This is a genomic window from Streptomyces caatingaensis, from assembly GCF_001187435.1.
Taxonomy (GTDB): Bacteria; Actinomycetota; Actinomycetes; order Streptomycetales; family Streptomycetaceae; genus Streptomyces; species Streptomyces caatingaensis.
In genome coordinates this window covers 844,536-861,152 of the sequence record NZ_LFXA01000002.1, presented here as the reverse complement: position 1 = coordinate 861,152, position 16,617 = coordinate 844,536, and the positions used below count along the sequence as shown (strand labels likewise).

Annotated in this window: 17 protein-coding genes; 8 read left to right on the top strand and 9 right to left on the bottom strand. The window is 75.6% G+C overall.

Annotation, left to right across the window (positions count from 1 at the left end; all coding sequences use genetic code 11):
• From AC230_RS04410 to AC230_RS04395, 4 genes are all read right to left on the bottom strand, one after another.
• A complete protein-coding gene (locus AC230_RS04410; RefSeq protein ID WP_049714574.1) occupies positions 1-534 on the bottom strand; it encodes a gamma carbonic anhydrase family protein in 534 nt (177 codons plus the stop codon).
• A 109-nt stretch (positions 535-643) separates the two neighbouring features.
• Positions 644-1,300 (bottom strand): DedA family protein, encoded by a 657-nt coding sequence (locus AC230_RS04405; RefSeq protein ID WP_049714573.1) that lies wholly within the window; start codon positions 1,298-1,300, stop codon positions 644-646.
• A 155-nt stretch (positions 1,301-1,455) separates the two neighbouring features.
• The gene (locus tag AC230_RS04400; RefSeq protein WP_049714572.1) at positions 1,456-2,250 is read right to left on the bottom strand and encodes a thioesterase family protein; all 795 of its coding nucleotides are present in this window, start codon (positions 2,248-2,250) and stop codon (positions 1,456-1,458) included.
• Complete coding sequence (locus AC230_RS04395) at positions 2,250-2,690, bottom strand: GNAT family N-acetyltransferase (RefSeq protein ID WP_049714571.1); 441 nt, start codon at positions 2,688-2,690, stop codon at positions 2,250-2,252. Before AC230_RS04395 ends, AC230_RS04400 begins: the two co-directional genes overlap by 1 nt.
• Positions 2,691-2,958: 268 nt before the next feature.
• On the opposite strand from AC230_RS04395, the gene AC230_RS04390 reads away from it, so the two are divergent.
• Positions 2,959-4,305: a phosphatase PAP2 family protein gene (locus AC230_RS04390; protein WP_078870940.1), complete on the top strand. Its 1,347-nt coding sequence runs from the start codon at positions 2,959-2,961 to the stop codon at positions 4,303-4,305.
• An 81-nt stretch (positions 4,306-4,386) separates the two neighbouring features.
• Here the strand turns inward: AC230_RS04390 and AC230_RS04385 are convergent, their stop codons facing one another.
• A complete protein-coding gene (locus AC230_RS04385; protein WP_049714570.1) occupies positions 4,387-4,839 on the bottom strand; it encodes a DUF4442 domain-containing protein in 453 nt (150 codons plus the stop codon).
• Positions 4,840-4,923: 84 nt separating this feature from the next.
• Between AC230_RS04385 and AC230_RS04380 the strand changes: the two genes are divergently transcribed.
• On the top strand, positions 4,924-5,952 hold the full coding sequence (locus AC230_RS04380) for a DUF8017 domain-containing protein (RefSeq protein ID WP_049714569.1): 1,029 nt from the start codon (positions 4,924-4,926) through the stop codon (positions 5,950-5,952).
• Positions 5,953-5,958: 6 nt separating this feature from the next.
• On the opposite strand, the gene AC230_RS04375 is transcribed toward AC230_RS04380, so the two are convergent.
• Entirely contained in the window at positions 5,959-6,804 is an 846-nt protein-coding gene (locus AC230_RS04375; RefSeq protein WP_049714568.1) for a spermidine synthase, read from the bottom strand.
• A 56-nt stretch (positions 6,805-6,860) separates the two neighbouring features.
• Positions 6,861-8,048, bottom strand: coding sequence for a GTP-binding protein (locus AC230_RS04370; protein ID WP_049714567.1), 1,188 nt, complete (start codon positions 8,046-8,048; stop codon positions 6,861-6,863).
• 354 nt (positions 8,049-8,402) lie between these two features.
• Here AC230_RS04370 and AC230_RS04365 point away from each other — a divergent pair, with 354 nt between their 5' ends.
• Positions 8,403-9,125: a TVP38/TMEM64 family protein gene (locus AC230_RS04365; RefSeq protein ID WP_049714566.1), complete on the top strand. Its 723-nt coding sequence runs from the start codon at positions 8,403-8,405 to the stop codon at positions 9,123-9,125.
• 41 nt (positions 9,126-9,166) lie between these two features.
• Here the strand turns inward: AC230_RS04365 and AC230_RS32880 are convergent, their stop codons facing one another.
• Positions 9,167-9,316, bottom strand: coding sequence for a hypothetical protein (locus tag AC230_RS32880; RefSeq protein WP_198535407.1), 150 nt, complete (start codon positions 9,314-9,316; stop codon positions 9,167-9,169).
• Between the two features lie 234 nt (positions 9,317-9,550).
• Here AC230_RS32880 and AC230_RS04360 point away from each other — a divergent pair, with 234 nt between their 5' ends.
• The 5 genes from AC230_RS04360 to AC230_RS04340 all read left to right on the top strand — a co-directional run bounded on the left by AC230_RS04360 (position 9,551) and on the right by AC230_RS04340 (position 14,769).
• On the top strand, positions 9,551-10,168 hold the full coding sequence (locus AC230_RS04360) for a TetR/AcrR family transcriptional regulator (protein ID WP_049714565.1): 618 nt from the start codon (positions 9,551-9,553) through the stop codon (positions 10,166-10,168).
• A 71-nt stretch (positions 10,169-10,239) separates the two neighbouring features.
• Entirely contained in the window at positions 10,240-11,610 is a 1,371-nt protein-coding gene (locus AC230_RS04355) for an FAD-dependent oxidoreductase (RefSeq protein ID WP_049714564.1), read from the top strand.
• Positions 11,611-11,953: 343 nt separating this feature from the next.
• Entirely contained in the window at positions 11,954-12,631 is a 678-nt protein-coding gene (locus tag AC230_RS04350) for a uracil-DNA glycosylase (RefSeq protein WP_049714563.1), read from the top strand.
• Between the two features lie 73 nt (positions 12,632-12,704).
• A complete protein-coding gene (locus AC230_RS04345) occupies positions 12,705-13,691 on the top strand; it encodes a BadF/BadG/BcrA/BcrD ATPase family protein (protein ID WP_049714562.1) in 987 nt (328 codons plus the stop codon).
• Positions 13,692-13,821: 130 nt separating this feature from the next.
• Positions 13,822-14,769, top strand: coding sequence for a sirohydrochlorin chelatase (locus tag AC230_RS04340; protein ID WP_078870939.1), 948 nt, complete (start codon positions 13,822-13,824; stop codon positions 14,767-14,769).
• A 110-nt stretch (positions 14,770-14,879) separates the two neighbouring features.
• On the opposite strand, the gene AC230_RS04335 is transcribed toward AC230_RS04340, so the two are convergent.
• Positions 14,880-15,932: a lactonase family protein gene (locus AC230_RS04335; protein ID WP_049714560.1), complete on the bottom strand. Its 1,053-nt coding sequence runs from the start codon at positions 15,930-15,932 to the stop codon at positions 14,880-14,882.
• Positions 15,933-16,617 lie beyond the last annotated feature (685 nt).

Genomic DNA, 16,617 nt, shown 5'->3' with positions numbered 1-16,617 from the left:
TCAGCCGCCGAACGACTCCCGGTGGGTCTTCGCCAGCTCCTCGTACACCGCGGCGTTGGCGCGGATGCGCTCGCGCTCCTCGGCGGTCAGCTCCCGCCGGACCTTGGCGGGCACGCCGGCCACCAGGGAGCCGGGCGGCACGTCCATGCCCTCGGGCACCAGCGCCTGGGCGGCGACGAGCGAACCGGCGCCGATGCGCGCCCCGTTGAGGACGGTGGCGCCCATGCCGACGAGGACGTCGTCCTCGACGGTGCAGCCGTGCAGGACGGCGTTGTGGCCGACGGTCACGCGCTCGCCGACGGTGACGGGGAATCCGGGGTCGACGTGGACGGTGCAGTTGTCCTGGACGTTGCTGCCGGCGCCGAGGGTGATCGGGCCGCCGTCGCCGCGCAGGACGGCGTGGTACCAGACGCTGCTGCCGGCGGCGAGGGTGACGTCGCCGAGGACGACGGAGGTGGGTGCGGTGAAGGCGCCGGGGTCGATCCGCGGCTCCTTGCCGCCCACGCCCGCGATCAGCGCCCGGTCGTCCGTCATGGTCTGCTCCTCCTCGCCGCTGCGGCCCCCGTCCTCACGGGCACGCTAGGCGACGGCCGGGGCGGGGCGGCCGGGATGGGACGGAGATCACATCCCGGGCCGCCGGGGGTCACTCGGCGACGGCCGGCTCGGGCTGCTCGGCGGCCTCGTCCGGGGCGTTCTTCTGTGCCTTCTTGGCCTTGATCCGCATGACGACGAAGGAGCCGGCGCCGAAGAGCACGGCGGCGACCAGGCCGAGGTAGGAGAACTGGTGCAGCCACTTCTCGGCGACCTTGCCGACGGAGTAGATGACGGCGACGGTGCCGCCGGCCCAGGCGATGCCGCCGAGCACGTTGGCGATGAGGAACTTCCAGTACGGCATCTTCAGGACGCCGGCCAGCGGGCCGGCGAAGATGCGCAGCAGCGCGATGAAGCGGCCGACGAAGACGGCCCACATGCCCCACTTGGTGAACGACCGCTCGGCGGTGGCCACATGGTGGGGCCCGAAGTGCTTGGGGAACTTGCGGCCGAGCCAGGCCAGCAGCGGCTTGCCGCCCTTGCGGCCGATGAGGTAGCCGATCGAGTCGCCGATGATCGCGCCCGCGACGGCGCAGGCGCCCAGGACGTAGGGGTTGATGTGGTCCTGGCTCGCGGCCATCAGCGTGGCGCTGACGAGGACGATCTCACCGGGGAGCGGGATGCCCAGGCTCTCCAGCCCGATGACCCCGCCCACCAGCAGGTAGACGGCGACCGCCGGCACCGATTCGAGCCATTCCTGAACGTGCAACGCCGGTTCCTCCCCGGTTGACGACCTTGATGCCCGGCGTGCGCCGCGGGGCGCACGCCGGGAAGCCTACTGGAGGTAGGACTCGCCGCCGGGCCGTGCGGTTGAGCGGGGGCGCCCATTTGTTACGAACCGTGACGGGGGCGGGCCGGTCCCCGTCACCGCTCGGCGACCAGGAGCGTCTGCAGGATCCGCCCGCAGTCGCCGGCCGTGTCGTCGAGCCGGCCGGAGGCGAGCCCCGAACCGCCGGGGGTCGCGGCGGTGGCGGCGCTCAGGCACAGCCACTCCCCGACCGGGTCGCGGTGCAGGGCCAGGGTGATGTCGGTGTTGATGACGAGCCGCCGGACGTGGTCGAGTTCGAAGCCGACGGCCCAGTTGCTGTCCGCCAGGGTCAGGGCGCGCGTGAGCGGGGTGTCCTCCTCCCCGGCGACGAGGGGGATCCGCTGGCGGGCCCAGGCCGTCCCCGGGCCCGGGGTGGCGAATCCCCCCGCGGCGAAGCGCCACTCCATGGCCGCGACGTAGCCGTCGGGGTACGCCCCCGGCAGCGCGGGCGGCCCCTGCGGCTCCGGCGGGGGCGGAGGCGTGGGTTCCGGGCGCAGGCCCGGGGTGTCCGCCGGGCTCGTGGCGACCCGCCAGGCCCGGGCCAGCATCACGGGCCGGCCCCCGGCGGTGATCTCGCCCTCCAGGAGCTCGGTGCGGCGCCCGGCGCGGAGGGTGCGCACCCGTACGGTCAGGTCGCCGACGGGGACGGGCGCCGGGATCTCCAGGGTCACCCGGGCCACGCGGAGCCCGTCCCGCGGCTCGTGCCGTTCCAGTGCGCGGCCGAGGAGGGCGGAGGGCGGGCCCGCGTGCTGCGCCTCGGGGCTCCAGGGGCCGGCGGTGGCGGCGGTGCTCGCGTAGCGGCCGTCGCCCAGGCGGCGGTAGAAGGACTCGGGGCGGGTGGCGGCGGGCATCAGCGCGGCAGCTCGATCTGGTAGCGGATGAACCCGCGGTAGTCGGCCACCCTGTCGTACAGGGCGCGCGCGGTCGCGTTGGTCTCGTGCGTGCTCCAGTACACCCGCGAGCAGCCGCGCTCCTCGGCCCACCCGACGACGGCGGTGATCAGCGCCTCGCCCACGCCCTTCCGGCGGGCGCGCGGGTCGGTGAAGAGGTCCTGGAGGTAACAGACGTCGGGGCCCGAGGTGTTGGGGTGGGCGAAGTAGTGGGTGATGCCGACGAGTTCGCCGTCGAGGCGCGCGCCGAGGGCGTGCACGCGCGTGTCCTCCTGGAAGGCGCGCCACGCGGTGTCGTAGGTCTCCTGCGGCTCGTCGCGCCCGTAGAAGTCCAGGTACGCGCGGAACAGGGCCTCCCAGGCCGCGCGGTCGGCCGGGGTGAGCTTGCCGATGGCTATCACGGTGCCTCCGGGGTGTCGGGACGGTCGCGATCACCCTCCACCGCGGGAGGCCCGGCGCGGTAGCGCTTGTGTCGGGAGTCACGCGACCCGCCGCCGGGCGGCCCGTCGCACCCCCGTACCCTCGGGCGCCGGGAGTTCCTTCGTGACCCGCCGGTCCCGTCCCCGACCGCTCCGCTAGCATGTTCGAACTCGCGATGATCGCCCTCATCGCCCGCACCAGCCGGACCTCGCATCCCCTCCGACCAGCACCCACACATCGATCAGACCATTGATATCCAAAACATCGCGGGTGACTTCGCGAACAGACCACGGCATCACGTCCGCCGCGTGGCGCCGCCCCCGGACGGTCCTGTGGGCCGCGGCCGCCGTCGTGGGCCTCGGGTTCCTCATAGCCCTGGAGATCGCCGCACGTCACTACGGTCTTCCGGGGCCGATGACGAACCAGGTGAAGGAAGTGGTCCTCGCCCCCAAGTCGGGGCCGCTGCTGTACGGCAGCATGGCGCTGACGATGGTGGTCCTCACCTGGCGGGAGCGGTTCGTGGCCCTCGGCGCCGCGGTCGGCATCGATCTCGTCTTCTTCCTGGTGCGCTGGGCCGTCGGCGCCAGGATGATGTTCGGCAACGGCGCGTTGTGGGTGGTGCTGGCCTGCGCGGTCATCGCCGTCACGCGCCGCACCGGCCGCGAACGCGCCCTGCTGCTCAAGGGTGTCGGGCTGGGGCTGCTGCTGGTGGCCGGCCGCAAGACCGGCGACACCTGGCTCCTCATCACCGCGAAGACCCGCCCGACGGTGCTCGACCAGTACCTGGGCACCGCGGATCACGCGCTGGGCGACCCGTCGTGGCTGGTGGGACGCATCGTCCGGGCCACCGAACCGGTCGGCACCCACCTCCTCGACTACGTCTACATCCAGCTCGCGGTGGCCGCCGTCGTCGTCGCGCTGTACCAGCTGCGGAACGTGGCGTCCGAGCGCCGCTTCCCGCGCCACCACCTGGTGCGCACCTTCCTGCTGATCGGTCTCCTCGGGCCGGGCATCTACATGATCTACCCGGTGGTCGGGCCGGTCTTCGCCTACGGGCCCGACGGCGCCCAGTGGGCGGTGGCCGACATCTGGCCGAACGCGCTGCCGTCCGGCACTCCGCACCACATGCCGTTCAACGACTTCACCCCGCGCAACTGCATGCCCAGCCTGCACACCGCCTGGGCCACCGCGATCTTCATCCACTCCCGCAAGGGCCCGCGGATCCTGCGCTTCTTCGGGGCGTTCTGGCTGGTCACCACCCTGGGCGCGACCCTGGGCTTCGGCTACCACTACGGCACGGACCTCGTCGCCGGCGTCGTCTTCACCCTCACCATCGAGGCGGCCCTCCGCTCCCAGGAGCGCGGCTGGGACCGCGCGGGCCTGCGCCTGGTCGCCTACGGCACGGCGGTCTTCGCGGCCCTCCTGCTGGCGTACCGCTACCTGTCGGTGCCCATGGCCGGCCTGCCGTGGCTGTTCGGCCCGCTGCTCATCCTGGCGATGGCGTCGGTGATCTACGCGTACGTCCGGACCACGAGGCGGTGGGACCGGAAGCAGGCGCCGCTCCCGCACCCGCGCAAGGCACCCGAACTGGTCTGAGTTTCCGGCCCGTACGCCCGTGGCCGCCCCGGGGGCGGTGTCCCGCTCCGGGGCGGCCACGGGTGTTCTCGCGGGCCGGGCCTACGCGTTGGGGCGCAGGGTCCAGACGATCGTCATCTCGCCGGTCTCGGCGCCGTCCTCGCGGGTGATCGAGACGCGCACCGGGAACTCCGGGCGGCCGCCCGCGTCGAGTTCGGCGACGACCTCGGCGGCCGGACGGCCGAGGACGGCGGTGGCGGTGACGGGGCCCTTGGCGAGCTTCTTGTAGCCGATCTCGGCGCGGACGGCGAGCGGCACGGCGCGGGAGAGCTGGTCGCCGAAGGCGGCGAGGACGATGGCGCCGCTGGCGGACTCGGCGAGGGTGAACATCGCGCCGGCGTGCGGGCCGCCGACGTGGTTGTGGTACTCGGGCTGGTCGGGCAGGTGGAGCACGGCCCGCTCGGCGGAGATCTCGCCGAAGGCGAGGTTGAGGGTCCGCACCATGGGAACGGTGGCCGCGAGCATGTCGCCGATCGAGGGCTGGGTCTGAGACATGACACGTGAAGTTACCAGCCAGTAGCGTCTCCGGGAAGGCCCACCGACCACGCCCGTCACCTCCGCCCCTTATGGTTGTCGGCCATGTGGCCAGGACAGCAGCCCGCCAACGGGGGCGAGCACAACCCGCAGCAGCAGCCGAATCCGTACCAGCAGCCCAACCCGTACCAGCAGCCGGGGTACCAGGCGCCGGGGTACCAGACGCCGGGGTACGGACAGCCCCATCCCTCTCCGCAGCCCGGCGGGGCGCAGTGGACGCCGCCGGCCGCGCCCGGCGGGCCCCAGCCGCCGGGGGGCGGGGGGCGCGGGCGGCGCACGACCGTGATCGCCGTCTCGACGGCCCTGGCGGTGGTGGCCGCGGCGGTGGTCACCGGGGTGCTGGTGCTCAGGGACGACGGCGAGAAGACCACCGCGCACGACGACCCCAAGCCGCCCGCCTCGGCCTCGGCCTCCGCCCCGTCGACCGCGGGGCCGACCGGTTCGTCCTCGCCGGAGGTCAATCCGCGCGGCGGCGGCCAGGAGGTCAAGCCGGTGATCGCCGGCTGGAAGCCGGTCGTCAACCTCAAGCGCCACGACGTCTTCGACGTCCCGCCGGACTGGAAGGTCTCCGGGCCGTCGATGCAGTACAGCATCAGCGACGAGAGCGCCAAGGACGACAAGCGCTACCTGCTGCCCAAGCCGGCCGTGGTGATGACGGGCCCCGCCGACTACAAGGCGGGGGTGTGCGAGGCGAACAACGCGATGGGCGCGGCGGGCACCAAGGGCGCGCAGGGCGCCAAGAGCCTGGGCAGCGCAGCCGAGATCGAGGCGCTGAACTGGGTGTGGGCGGCCTTCGACCAGAAGAAGACCGGGCAGTTCAAGCGGTCCGACGCCAAGGAGTTCCGCAGCGACCACGGACTCACCGGCCAGATGGCCACGGCGACGGTCACCGGGGTGAAGAAGACGGGCAAGTGCACGACCGACGGCAAGGCCGTCGCCTTCACCTACAAGGACACCAACGGCGACCTGGCCACCTGGATCCTCTTCAGCGTCAAGGGCACCGACGACGAGATCCCCGAGGACACCATCAAGAAGATCATGAGTTCGCTGCGGCCGCTGGAGACGGACTCCTGACCCGGCTCACCCCACGCCGAAGGCCCCGGCGGGCGGCTCCGGGGAGCCGACCGCGTCCGCGTCGGACACCGGGGCCGCGCCGGCGGTGAACCGGGCGAGCGCGTCGCCGTGTTCGACGCGGGCCGGGAAGGCGTCCGCCGCGGCGCGCCGGGCCAGCGTGCCTACGGGCAGCGGCGCGGCGGAGGCGGCGAGCACGACGTTGCCGAAGCGGCGGCCGCGCAGCACCGGCGCCTCGGCGATCAGGCAGATCTCGGGCAGGACGGACGCCAGCGTCGCCACCTGCGGGCGCAGGAAGTCGAAGGGGGCGCCGTCGGCCAGGTTCGCGACGTAGACGCCGCCGGTGCGCAGCACGCGCGCGGCCGAGCGGGCGTACTCGAGCGAGGTCAGGTGGGCGGGGACCCGGGAGCCGCCGAAGACGTCCGCGACGACGACGTCCGCCGAGGCGCCGGGGGCGGCCTCCAGGGCCGCGCGGGCGTCCTCGGCCCGTACGGTGATCCCCGACCCGGCGGGTAGCGGCAGGTGTTCGGTCACGAGGGCGACGATCCCGGGGTCGGCCTCGACGACGTGCTGCCGGGATCCGGGGCGGGTGGCGGCGACGTAGCGCGGCAGGGTCAGGGCGCCGCCGCCGAGGTGGAGGACGTCGAGCGGCCGGCCCGGCGCGGCGGCCGCGTCGAGGACGTGCCCGACCCGCCGGGCGTACTCGAACTCGAGGTACGACGGGTCGTCGAGGTCGACGTAGGACTGGGGCGCGCCGTCCACGGTCAGGAGCCAGGCGCGCGCCCGGTCCACGTCCGGCAGGAGCCGGGCGGTGCCGCCGGCGACGTCGCGGGTCACGGGTATGGGTTCGTCCACCTCCCCATTGTGACTGCTGGTGACGGCTGTGGCGGCCGGTGACGGCCACGGCGGGATCATCCCTCCGTGGCGGTCACCCGGCCCGCCCCGACGGTGCGCCCGCCGTCGCGGAGGGCGAAGCCGAGCCCGGGTTCGACCGGGAGGCCGTGGTCGAGGACGGCGGTGAGGGTCACGGTCTCGCCGGGGCGGGCGGCGGTGCGCGGGCCCAGGTCGATGCCGCCGGGGACGTCGGCGGTGCGGAGGTGGAACCGGGGGCGGGAACCGGTGACGACCGGCGCCCGGCGGCCGCCCTCCGCCGGGCCGAGGACGCGCACGCTGGCCTCGAAGCGCCGGCGCGGGACGACGCTGCCCGGCGCCACCACCATGTCCCCGCGCCGGGGTTGGCGCCCCCGCGCACTCGGCAGCAGCAGCGCGACCCGGTCGCCGGCCCGCGCGCCGTCCACGGGCCGGCCGAAGGTCTCCATCGCGGCGACCGGGACGGGCTCCAGGACCCCCGGCACCTCGACGGGGCCGGGGAGGCGGAGGGTGCCGCGCTCCACGGTGCCGGTGACGAGGGTGCCGGTGCCGGGTACCGGGCGGACCCGGTCGACGGGCAGCAGGAAGGGGGCGCCGGTGGGGCGCGCGGGGGCGGGCACATAGGTGTCGACGGCGTCGAGCAGCGCCTCGACGCTGCCCGTCCAGCGCGGGTCGCCGGCCAGCGCGCCGAGCGCCGAGACCCGGACGACGGGGACCAGCCCGCCGGGCCGGCCGTGCGCGGAGAGCAGGTCGCGGACCTGGAGTTCGGCGAGGGCGGCGAGCTCCGGCTCGGCCGCGTCGGCCTGGGTGAGCGCGACGACGAGGCCGCCGACGCCCAAGTGCCGGACGAGCACGAGGTGTTCGACGGTCTGGGGCTTGACGCCGTCGAGCGCGGAGACGACGAGGACCGCCCCGTCGAGGCCGGCCGCAGCGGCGATCACGTCCTTGGCGCGCGCCGCGTGTCCGGGCAGGTCGGCGTGGACGTAGCGGCGCGTGTCGGTCGCGTACTCGAGATGCGCGGGCAGGACCGTCCCGCCGCGGGCGCGGCCGAGCCGTGCGGCGGGGACGAACGCGGCCGTGCCCCGCGCCGCCAGGACCTTGGTGACGGCCGAGGTGAGCAGGGTCTTGCCGTGGCCCGCGTGGCCGATGGCGCCGATGTTGAGGAGCGGCTCGGCGGGGCCGGGGAGCGGGGCCGGGGTGGGGATCGGGGCGTGGGCGGGCTGGGACATGGGCGTTCTCCGGTTTCTCCGGTGCGCGGGTCCGGCGCGGCGGCCGGTGGGCCCCGGGGCTGACCGACCCTCCCCGTACGGGGCCGCGGGAACGATCCGGGAAGGGTCAGCCTCGGACGTGCCGGAGCAGGCCGGAGGGCCCGGGAGCGGGCGCGGGGCGGGCGGCCCCGAGCGGGCCCGCGACCGCGGACCGCCTCGCGCAAGGGGCGTACCGGCACATGCTCTTGATGCTCGCTCACCCCGGAGGGGCCGTCGAGTGGTTTTCGCCCCGGCCGCGCACCGCGGCGCCCGACGCGTCATCACCTGATCCGGAGATCACACCGCAACCGGCCGCATGTCGGTTACGCTCCTTCGGTGTCCGACTCCGCCGCTCCCCCGCCCGCCCCGGACGAGCGCCCCGGCCGCTGTGGCGCGCTCTCCCCCTGGGCCCGGCTGGGGCTTCTGGCCGCCATCGTCGGCGGCGGGGTGGCCACCGTCCTCGCCTGTCACCCCGAGCGGCTGCTCGCCGGGGGACTGCCCGCCGGCACCCCCTACGGCCTGGCCTTCCTGCTCTTCTCCGCCGCGTACGGGCTGTGCACCGCGGCCTTCGTGCCCCGCCCGGTGCTGAGCGTCGCCGCCGGGACGCTCTTCGGCGCGCAGGCCGGGTCGGTGGCGGCGCTGGCCGGCACGGTCCTCGGCTCGGCCGCCTCCTTCGGGCTGGCCCGGCTGCTCGGCCAGAAGGCGCTGCGCCCGCTGCTGCGCGCCCGGTGGCTGAAGGCGGCGGACCGCCAGCTGAGCCGGCACGGCTTCCGCTCGATGCTGGCGGTGCGGCTCTTCCCGGGCGTGCCGTTCGCGGCCGCCAACTACTGCGCGGCGGTCTCGCGGCTGGGCTGGACGCCGTTCCTGCTGGCCACCGCCCTGGGCAGCGCGCCGAGCACCACGGCGTACGTGGTCGCCGGCAGCCACGCGGCGTCGCCCACCTCGCCGGCGTTCATGGCGGCCGTGGCCTTCATCGCCGTCACCGGGCTCGCGGCGGTGCTGGTGGCCTGGCGGCGCCGGGGCCGGGCGCTCCTGGCCGGCGGCCGGCGGCCCTCCTGATCAGACGGGCGGTCCCGCCGACCGGACGGCGGCCCTCCTGATCAGACGGTGTTCTCCTCGTCGTCCCGCTCGCCCTCGGCCTGCGACGGCGTGGTGCGGGGCGTCTGGGGGTGCTGCTCCTCGCCGAGGTCGTCGTCGCGTTCGCCTTCGGCCTGGGACGGTGTGGTGTCGCTGAGAATGATCTCGCTCATCGTGCTCCCCTTCCCGCTGCCTCCAGTGTGCCGCCGGAGCGGAGAACACGGGTACCCGGGGGCGGCCGGGGCACGCGGGAAGGGGCTGCCGTACAGCGAACCGCCGATTTCGGACGATCCCCCGCGTCGCCCGAAATCGGCGGACATACCGGAATTCGCCCTGCTCAGAGGGCAGGACAGCCGGTACCCTCCTGAGTATATTGGCTCGGAGCCAGTCAACGCAGGAGTTACAGCATGTCCCCTCGCAGCGCGTCGGTCAATGAGGAGTTGCGCCGCCGGTCCCGCGAGCGGCTCCTGTCGGCGACCGTGGAGCTGGTGGACGAGCGCGGCTACGAGGCGACGACGCTGGGGGACATCGCGGGGCGGGCGGGCGCGGCCCGCGGCCTCGTCTCGTACTACTTCCCGGGCAAGCGGCAGCTCCTGCAGTCGGCCGTGCACCGGCTGATGCACCTGAAGCTGGCGGCGGCGCTCGAACGCGAACCGGTGAGCCAGGACGGACGCGAGCGCATGGCGCGCGCCATCGACGCGATCCTGGGCCTCGCCCGCGAGCACCCGCGGCTGATGCGCACCCATATGGCGGGCATCCTCCAGGCGGAGGGCTTCATCCAGTGCCCGGAGCAGCAGCGGCTGGCGTTCCTGCTGCGCGACACCGTCACCCGCTACGGCTCCACCGACCCCGAGTCCGACTACCGGCTGCTGCGCGCGTTGCTCATGGGGGCCGTGGTGGCGGTGCTGATGCCGGGGATTCCGATGCCGGAGACACGGCTGAGAGCGGAGTTGTTCCAGAGGTACGGACTCGACTGGGAACTCGGCGTTCCGCCCGGCCCGAAACCGCCCCCGCCCGGCGTCTGAGTGATCCGAGGTGCTGCCGGGGCGCGGCGGCGGTGGGATGCTGGTCCCAACCGCCGGAAGGAGAGCCCTCCGTGCTTCGCGTCGCAGTGGTGGGATCGGGGCCGAGCGGGGTCTTCACGGCCCAGGCCCTGGTGCAGCAGGAGTCCGTCCCCGGGGTGACGGTGGACGTCCTCGACCGGCTGCCCTGCCCGTACGGTCTGGTGCGCTACGGCGTCGCCCCCGACCACGAGAAGATCAAGTCCCTGCAGAACACGCTGCGTACGTCGCTGGAGCACCCCGCGATCACCTTCCTGGGCAACGTCCCCGTCGGCGAGGGCCCCGGGGAGGTCGCCCCGGCCCGGCTGCGCGAGCTCTACCACGCGGTCGTCTACTGCGTGGGCGCGGCCTCGGCCCGGCGCATGGGCATCCCCGGCGAGGACCTGCCGGGGAGTTTTTCGGCCACCGACTTCGTCTCCTGGTACAGCGCCCATCCCGACTCCCCGCCCGACGCCTTCGCCCTCCCCGCCCGCTCCGCCGTCGTGATCGGTGTCGGCAACGTGGCCGTCGACGTCGCCCGGGTGCTGGCGCGCGGCGCCGACGAACTGGCCGCGACCGACGTGCCGCACGCCGCGCTCTCCGCGCTCGCCGAGAGCCGCGTCACCGACATCCACATGGTGGGCCGACGCGGCCCTGCGCAGGCCAAGTTCACCACCAAGGAACTGCGCGAGCTGGGATCCCTCTCCGGGGTCCGGGCCCTGGTGCGCGCCGAGGAGGCCGCGCTGGACCCGGCCTGGGAGGACGGCTCCGCGCTGCCCGGCATCGTCCGCCGCAACCTCGACGTGCTGCGCGGCTGGGCGGCGGCCGGGGATCCGCCGCCCGGCCCGCCCGACGGCCGCGGGCGCCGCATCCACGTCCGCTTCTTCCTGCGGCCCGTCGCCGTCCTCGGCGATTCCGCGGTGCGGGCCGTCCGCTTCGAGCGGACGGTGCCGGACGGCGCCGGGGGCGTGCGGGGCACCGGCCAATTCGAGGACATCGAGGCCCAGTTGGTGCTGCGCTCGGTGGGCTACCGGGGAGTTCCGATCGCGGGACTGCCCTTCGACGCGGCCGGCGGGACGGTGCCCCACGCCGCCGGGCGCGTGCTGCGCGACGGCGCGCCGTCGCCCGGGGAGTACGTGGCGGGGTGGATCAAGCGGGGGCCGACGGGGGTCATCGGGACGAACCGGCCCTGCGCGAAGGAGACGGTGCAGTCCCTGCTCGCCGACGCGCCGTCGCTGCTGGCCCGCCGGCCCGCCGACGATCCGCGCGCCGCCCTGCGCACGGCGGGCGTCGCTCCGGTGGAGTGGCCGGGCTGGCTCGGCATCGAGGCGGCGGAGTCGGAGCTGGGCCGGAGCCTGGGGCGTCGCACGGTCAAGATCCCCGACTGGGAGGGGTTGTTGGGGGCGGCGGGGTGCGTGCGGGGGTAGGCGGGGGGAGGGTGTGCCCCGGACCCGCCCTTTCACCGTTTCTTGCGCGGCTCCGCCGCGGTCTTGTCCTCAGTCGCCGGACGGGCTGAATCAGCCCGTCCGGCGACTGAGGACACCGCCCCGGAGGGCGGTTTCCGCGCGGCAGCGCGCAAGAAACGGTGAAAGGGCGGGTCCGGGGCACATTCCCCGCCCACACCCCCACTCACCCGTACGGGCGAACCCACCCCTGCGGGCGCCCCCACGCAGCCCTCCCGCCCGCCCGGGACCGCGGAACCGGTCCGAACCCATCGCGTACGATCTCCAACCGACCGCAACCGCTTCACAACAGGGAGGGGTCGCAGCCGTGGCTGCACGTCCCTTGCACGAGATCGTCGAATCCGGCTGGGCGAAGGCCCTGGAACCGGTCGCCGGACGGATCGCCGCGATGGGCGACTTCCTGCGCGCCGAGATCGCGGCAGGCCGCACCTACCTGCCCTCCGGCGCCAACGTGCTGCGCGCGTTCCAGCAGCCGTTCGACGACGTCCGCGTCCTCATCGTCGGGCAGGACCCCTACCCCACGCCGGGCCACGCGGTCGGGCTGAGCTTCTCCGTCGCCCCGGAGGTGCGCCCGCTGCCGGGCAGCCTGGAGAACATATACCGGGAGCTCAACAGCGACCTGGGCCTGCCCCGGCCGTCCAACGGCGATCTGACGCCGTGGACGCGGCAGGGCGTCCTCCTGCTCAACAGGGCCCTGACGACCGCCCCGCGCAAGCCCGCCGCGCACCGCGGCAAGGGCTGGGAGGAGGTCACCGAGCAGGCCATCCGCGCCCTGGTGGCCCGCGGCAAGCCGATGGTGGCGATCCTGTGGGGGCGGGACGCGCGCAATCTGCGCCCGCTGCTCGGCGGCGTGCCGTGCGTGGAGTCCGCGCACCCGTCGCCCATGTCCGCGGACCGGGGGTTCTTCGGTTCGCGGCCCTTCAGCCGGGCCAACGACCTTCTGGTGGGCCAGGGTTCGGCACCCGTGGACTGGCGGCTGCCCTGAAGCCGCGCGGTAAGGTGCCCGCCATGAGGGACTTCACGAACGTCCTCGCGAACGCCCGCACGACACCGGGCGCATGACGTCCGCTCAGGTGCTGGCCGTCGACTCGGGCGGCTCGGGCATCCGCGTCGCCGTCGCCCCGGCGGACGGCGCCGGCCCCCCGCTGACCTGGTCCTCCCCCGAACCGGCGCGGACGACGAGCGGCGGCATCGACGCCCGGGGCCTGCTCGGCCGCGTCCTGCCCGCGGCCCGCGAGCTGTTGCGCCGGGCGGACGCGCGGGAGTGCGCGGCCGTCTGCGTGGGGGCCGCCGGCATGGCCGGGCTCGGCGGCGAGCTGCGGGCCGTCCTGCCCGCGGCCCTGCGGGAGGCGCTGGGCACCCGGCGGCTCGCGCTGGCCTCGGACGCCGTGACCGCCTACGCCGGAGCCGTGGGCCAGGCCCCGGGCGCCGTCGTCGCGGCGGGCACCGGCCTGGTCGCCCTCGGCACCGACCTGGCGCCCGGCTCCGGCTGGCGGCGCGCGGACGGCTGGGGGCACCTGCTCGGCGACTGCGGCGGCGGGGCCTGGATCGGCCGGGCCGGACTGGAGGCGGCGCTACGGGCCCACGACGGGCGGGCCGGCGGATCGGCCGCGCTGCTGGCCCGGTCGGCGGCCGTCCTGGGCCCGGCCGGGGAGCTGCCGGGGCTGCTCTACCCGCGCCCGGACCGGCCCGCCCTGCTGGCCTCCTTCGCCCCGGAGGTCGCGCGGTGCGCCGGGGCGTGTCCGGTCGCCCGGGACATCCTGCGCACCGCCGCCCGGCACATCGCCGAGGCCGCCGCCGCGGCCTGCCGGCGGCCCGCGCCCGGCGCGCCGGAGCCGTCGGTCGCGGTCACGGGCGGTCTGCGGGGGCTCGGCGGGCCGCTGCTCGAACCGCTGGACGAACAGTTGCGCCTGCAACTTCCTTACGCGCGGCGGGTCGAGGCGGCGGGCACCCCGCTGGACGGCGCGCTGTACCTGGCCACGGCCCTGCTGACGGACCGTCTGCTGCTGCCGGCCGACGGGACGCTGCTGACCGTCATCGGGTGAACACCCTTTTCCCCGTTGACCGGACACCCCCTCCGGCCGCCGGATCCCTCACCCAATAAATCCGGACAGAGGTGACGTAACCTCCCCCCACCCGAACGGAGGAGTTCCCGACCGGATAACATGCGGCGCCATGAGCTCCTCCACAGGGCCCACGTCCGGCCTGCCTGTACGAATGCCCCGTCCCCGCCAGTCCGGGCGGCACCGGAGGCCGGAGCCCGTGACCGCGCCGACGGGGGCGCCCCCGCTCGTGCTCGCGGTGCCCGGCGCGCCCGGTCCCGCCGCGCGCCGCATCGCCGAGGAGATCCTCAGCATCGCCCGCTCCGAGCTGCCCGGCCTGGACGCGCGCATCGGCTACGCGGACGCCGAGGGCGGTTCCGCGGAGTACCCCGCGCTGGACGCCGTCCTCGGCTCCGCCGCGGCCCAGCACACCGCTCGCACCAGCGAAGCCGCCGCCTCCGCCGCCGGCCCGGACGGCGGGGACGCGCCGGACTGGTCCCGCGGCCCGGCCGCCGTCGTCGTCCCGCTGCTGGCCGGCCCGGACGCCGCCGTGCTGCGCCGCATACGCCGGTCGGTGGTGAGCAGCGGTTCGGCCTTCGAGCTGACCGACGCCCTCGGCCCGCACCCGCTGCTCGCCGAGGCGCTCCACGTGCGCCTCTCCGAGGCGGGGCTGGCGCGTGCCGACCGCGCCCGGCTGTTCACGGTCACGACCGCCGCCGACGGCATCGTGCTCGCGACGGTCGGCGGCACCGAGGCCGCGCAGGCCGCGGGCATCACCGGCATGCTGCTCTCCGCCCGCCTGGCCGTGCCCGTCCTGGCCGCCGGCCTCGACGAGGAGGGCGCCGTCGCCCGCGCCGCCGACGAGCTGCGCGCCGCCGGTTCGCGGAACCTCGCCCTCGCCCCCTGCCTGATCGGCCCCGAGGCCGACGAGGCGCTGCCGGCCATGGCCGCCAAGGAGGCGGGCTGCGCGGCGGCCGAGCCGCTGGGCGCCTACCCGGCGATCGGCCGGCTCGTCCTCGCCAAGTACAGCGAGCTGCTGGGCATCGCCACGCCGGCGCCGCTGGGGGCGCCGCTGCGCTGAGGGGCGCGTCGTTCCCCGTACGCCGTTCCCCGTACGCCGTACGCCGTTCGCCGTGAGGGGCCTCCGCCGTGGGGCCCCTCACGCGCGTCCCGGCCCGGGCGCCTCCCGGCTCAGGCGAAGACGACGCAGGAGGCCGCCGTCACCTCGATCGTGCCCGCCTTCCGCGGCACCCCCGTCTCCGGCTCGACCGTGAACCAAGTGACGTTCCCCGAGCGCTCGTTGGCCGCGTAGAGCCGTCCGTCGTGCAGGGCGAGGTGGCGCGGCCACCGCCCGCCGCAGTCCACGGTCGCGCGGAGCTCCGGGCGGCCGCCGTCGGCGTCGAGGGCGAGGACGGAAAGGGTGTCGTCCCCGCGGTTGGCCGTCCACAGGAAGCGTCCGTCCGGGGAGATCACGGGCGTGGACGGGTACGTGGGCCCGGCCGCTCCGGGCGGTACGACGCGGACCTCCTCCAGCGGCTCCAGCGCCCCGGCCACGGCGTCCCAGCGGCACACCGTCACGGCCGGGTCCAGTTCGTGCAGGACGTACGCGCGGTGGCCGCGCGGGTGGAAGACCAGCGTCCGGGGGCCGCTGCCGGGGGCGAGGGACGCCTCCCGGTACGGCACGGGGTCGCCGGTGGCGGCGTCCCGCTCCGAGATCCACACCGAGTCGGTGCCCAGGTCGACGGCCAGCAGCCAGCGGCCGGAGGGGTCGGGGACGGCGGTGTGCGCGTGCGGGGCGGACTGCCGGTCGGCGACCGGTCCACTGCCGTGGTGCGGCAGGACGACGGTGGGCGCCCCGGCCTCGCCGCCCTCGGCGAGCGGGAGCGTACTCACGCTCCCCGAGCCGTAGTTGGCCGTGAACAGCCGCCTTCCGTCCGCGCTCACCGCGAGGTGCGTCGGCCCGTCACCGCCCACCCGGACGGGCGGACCGAGCGGCTCCGGCCGGGCCGGATCCCCGGCGATCGAGAACGCCGTGACCGTGCCGTCGTCGGTCTCGCCGACGGCGTACAGACGGGTGCGGTCGGGGGAGACGGCGAGGAAGGAGGGGTTGGGGGTGGGGGTGGAGATGGTGTGAGCGGTGGTGGTGAGGGCTCCGGTGCGGGTGTCGAGGCGGGTGACCGTGATGCCGGGGCCTCCGGCGGTGGTGAAGGAACCGATGTAGGCGTGGGTTGCCTGGGATGCCATGGGCCGACGCTACAGGCGTGGGGAAATCTGCCCCAGCCCCGCCCCCAGAGGGGCCCATCTCACCGTTTCTTCCGGGGCTCCGCCCCGCGGCCCGAAACCGCGCCGCCGCGCGGCTGGACGCCCTCCGCGGGCAGCAGGGCGTTGAGGTCCTCGCCCGGCACCACCCTGCGCGCGGGCGGCCGGGGCCGCTCTCCTCGGCCCGGCGCCGCGCTACGCGCGGGTGGGCGGCGCAGCCCCCCCCCGCCCAGCACTGCACTGCCGCACGGGTGGCGGAGCCCGCCCTCCTCGCCCCGACGCCGCGCTACGCGCGGGTGGGCGGCGCAGCCCCCCGGCCCAGCACTGCACTGCCGCACGGGTGGCGGAGCCCGCCCTCCTCGGCCCGACGCCGCGCTCTGCGCGGGTGAGCGGCGCAGCCCCCCGGCCCAGCACTGCACTGCCGCACGGGTGGCGGAGCCCGCCCTCCTCGGCCCGACGCCGCGCTCTGCGCGGGTGGGCGGGGCTCCGCCCCTGCACGCCGGAACCGCGCTGCCGCACGGTAGGCGCGGGGCTCCGCCCCTGCACCCCGCCGGGGGCTACGCCCCCTGCCCCCCCGCTTCGGGCCTGCGCCCCTGCCCCCGAAGCACCGTGCGATCCCCCCAGAGGGAGCACCCCCAGCCCTCAAGCGCCGGACGGGCTGCTCCAGCCC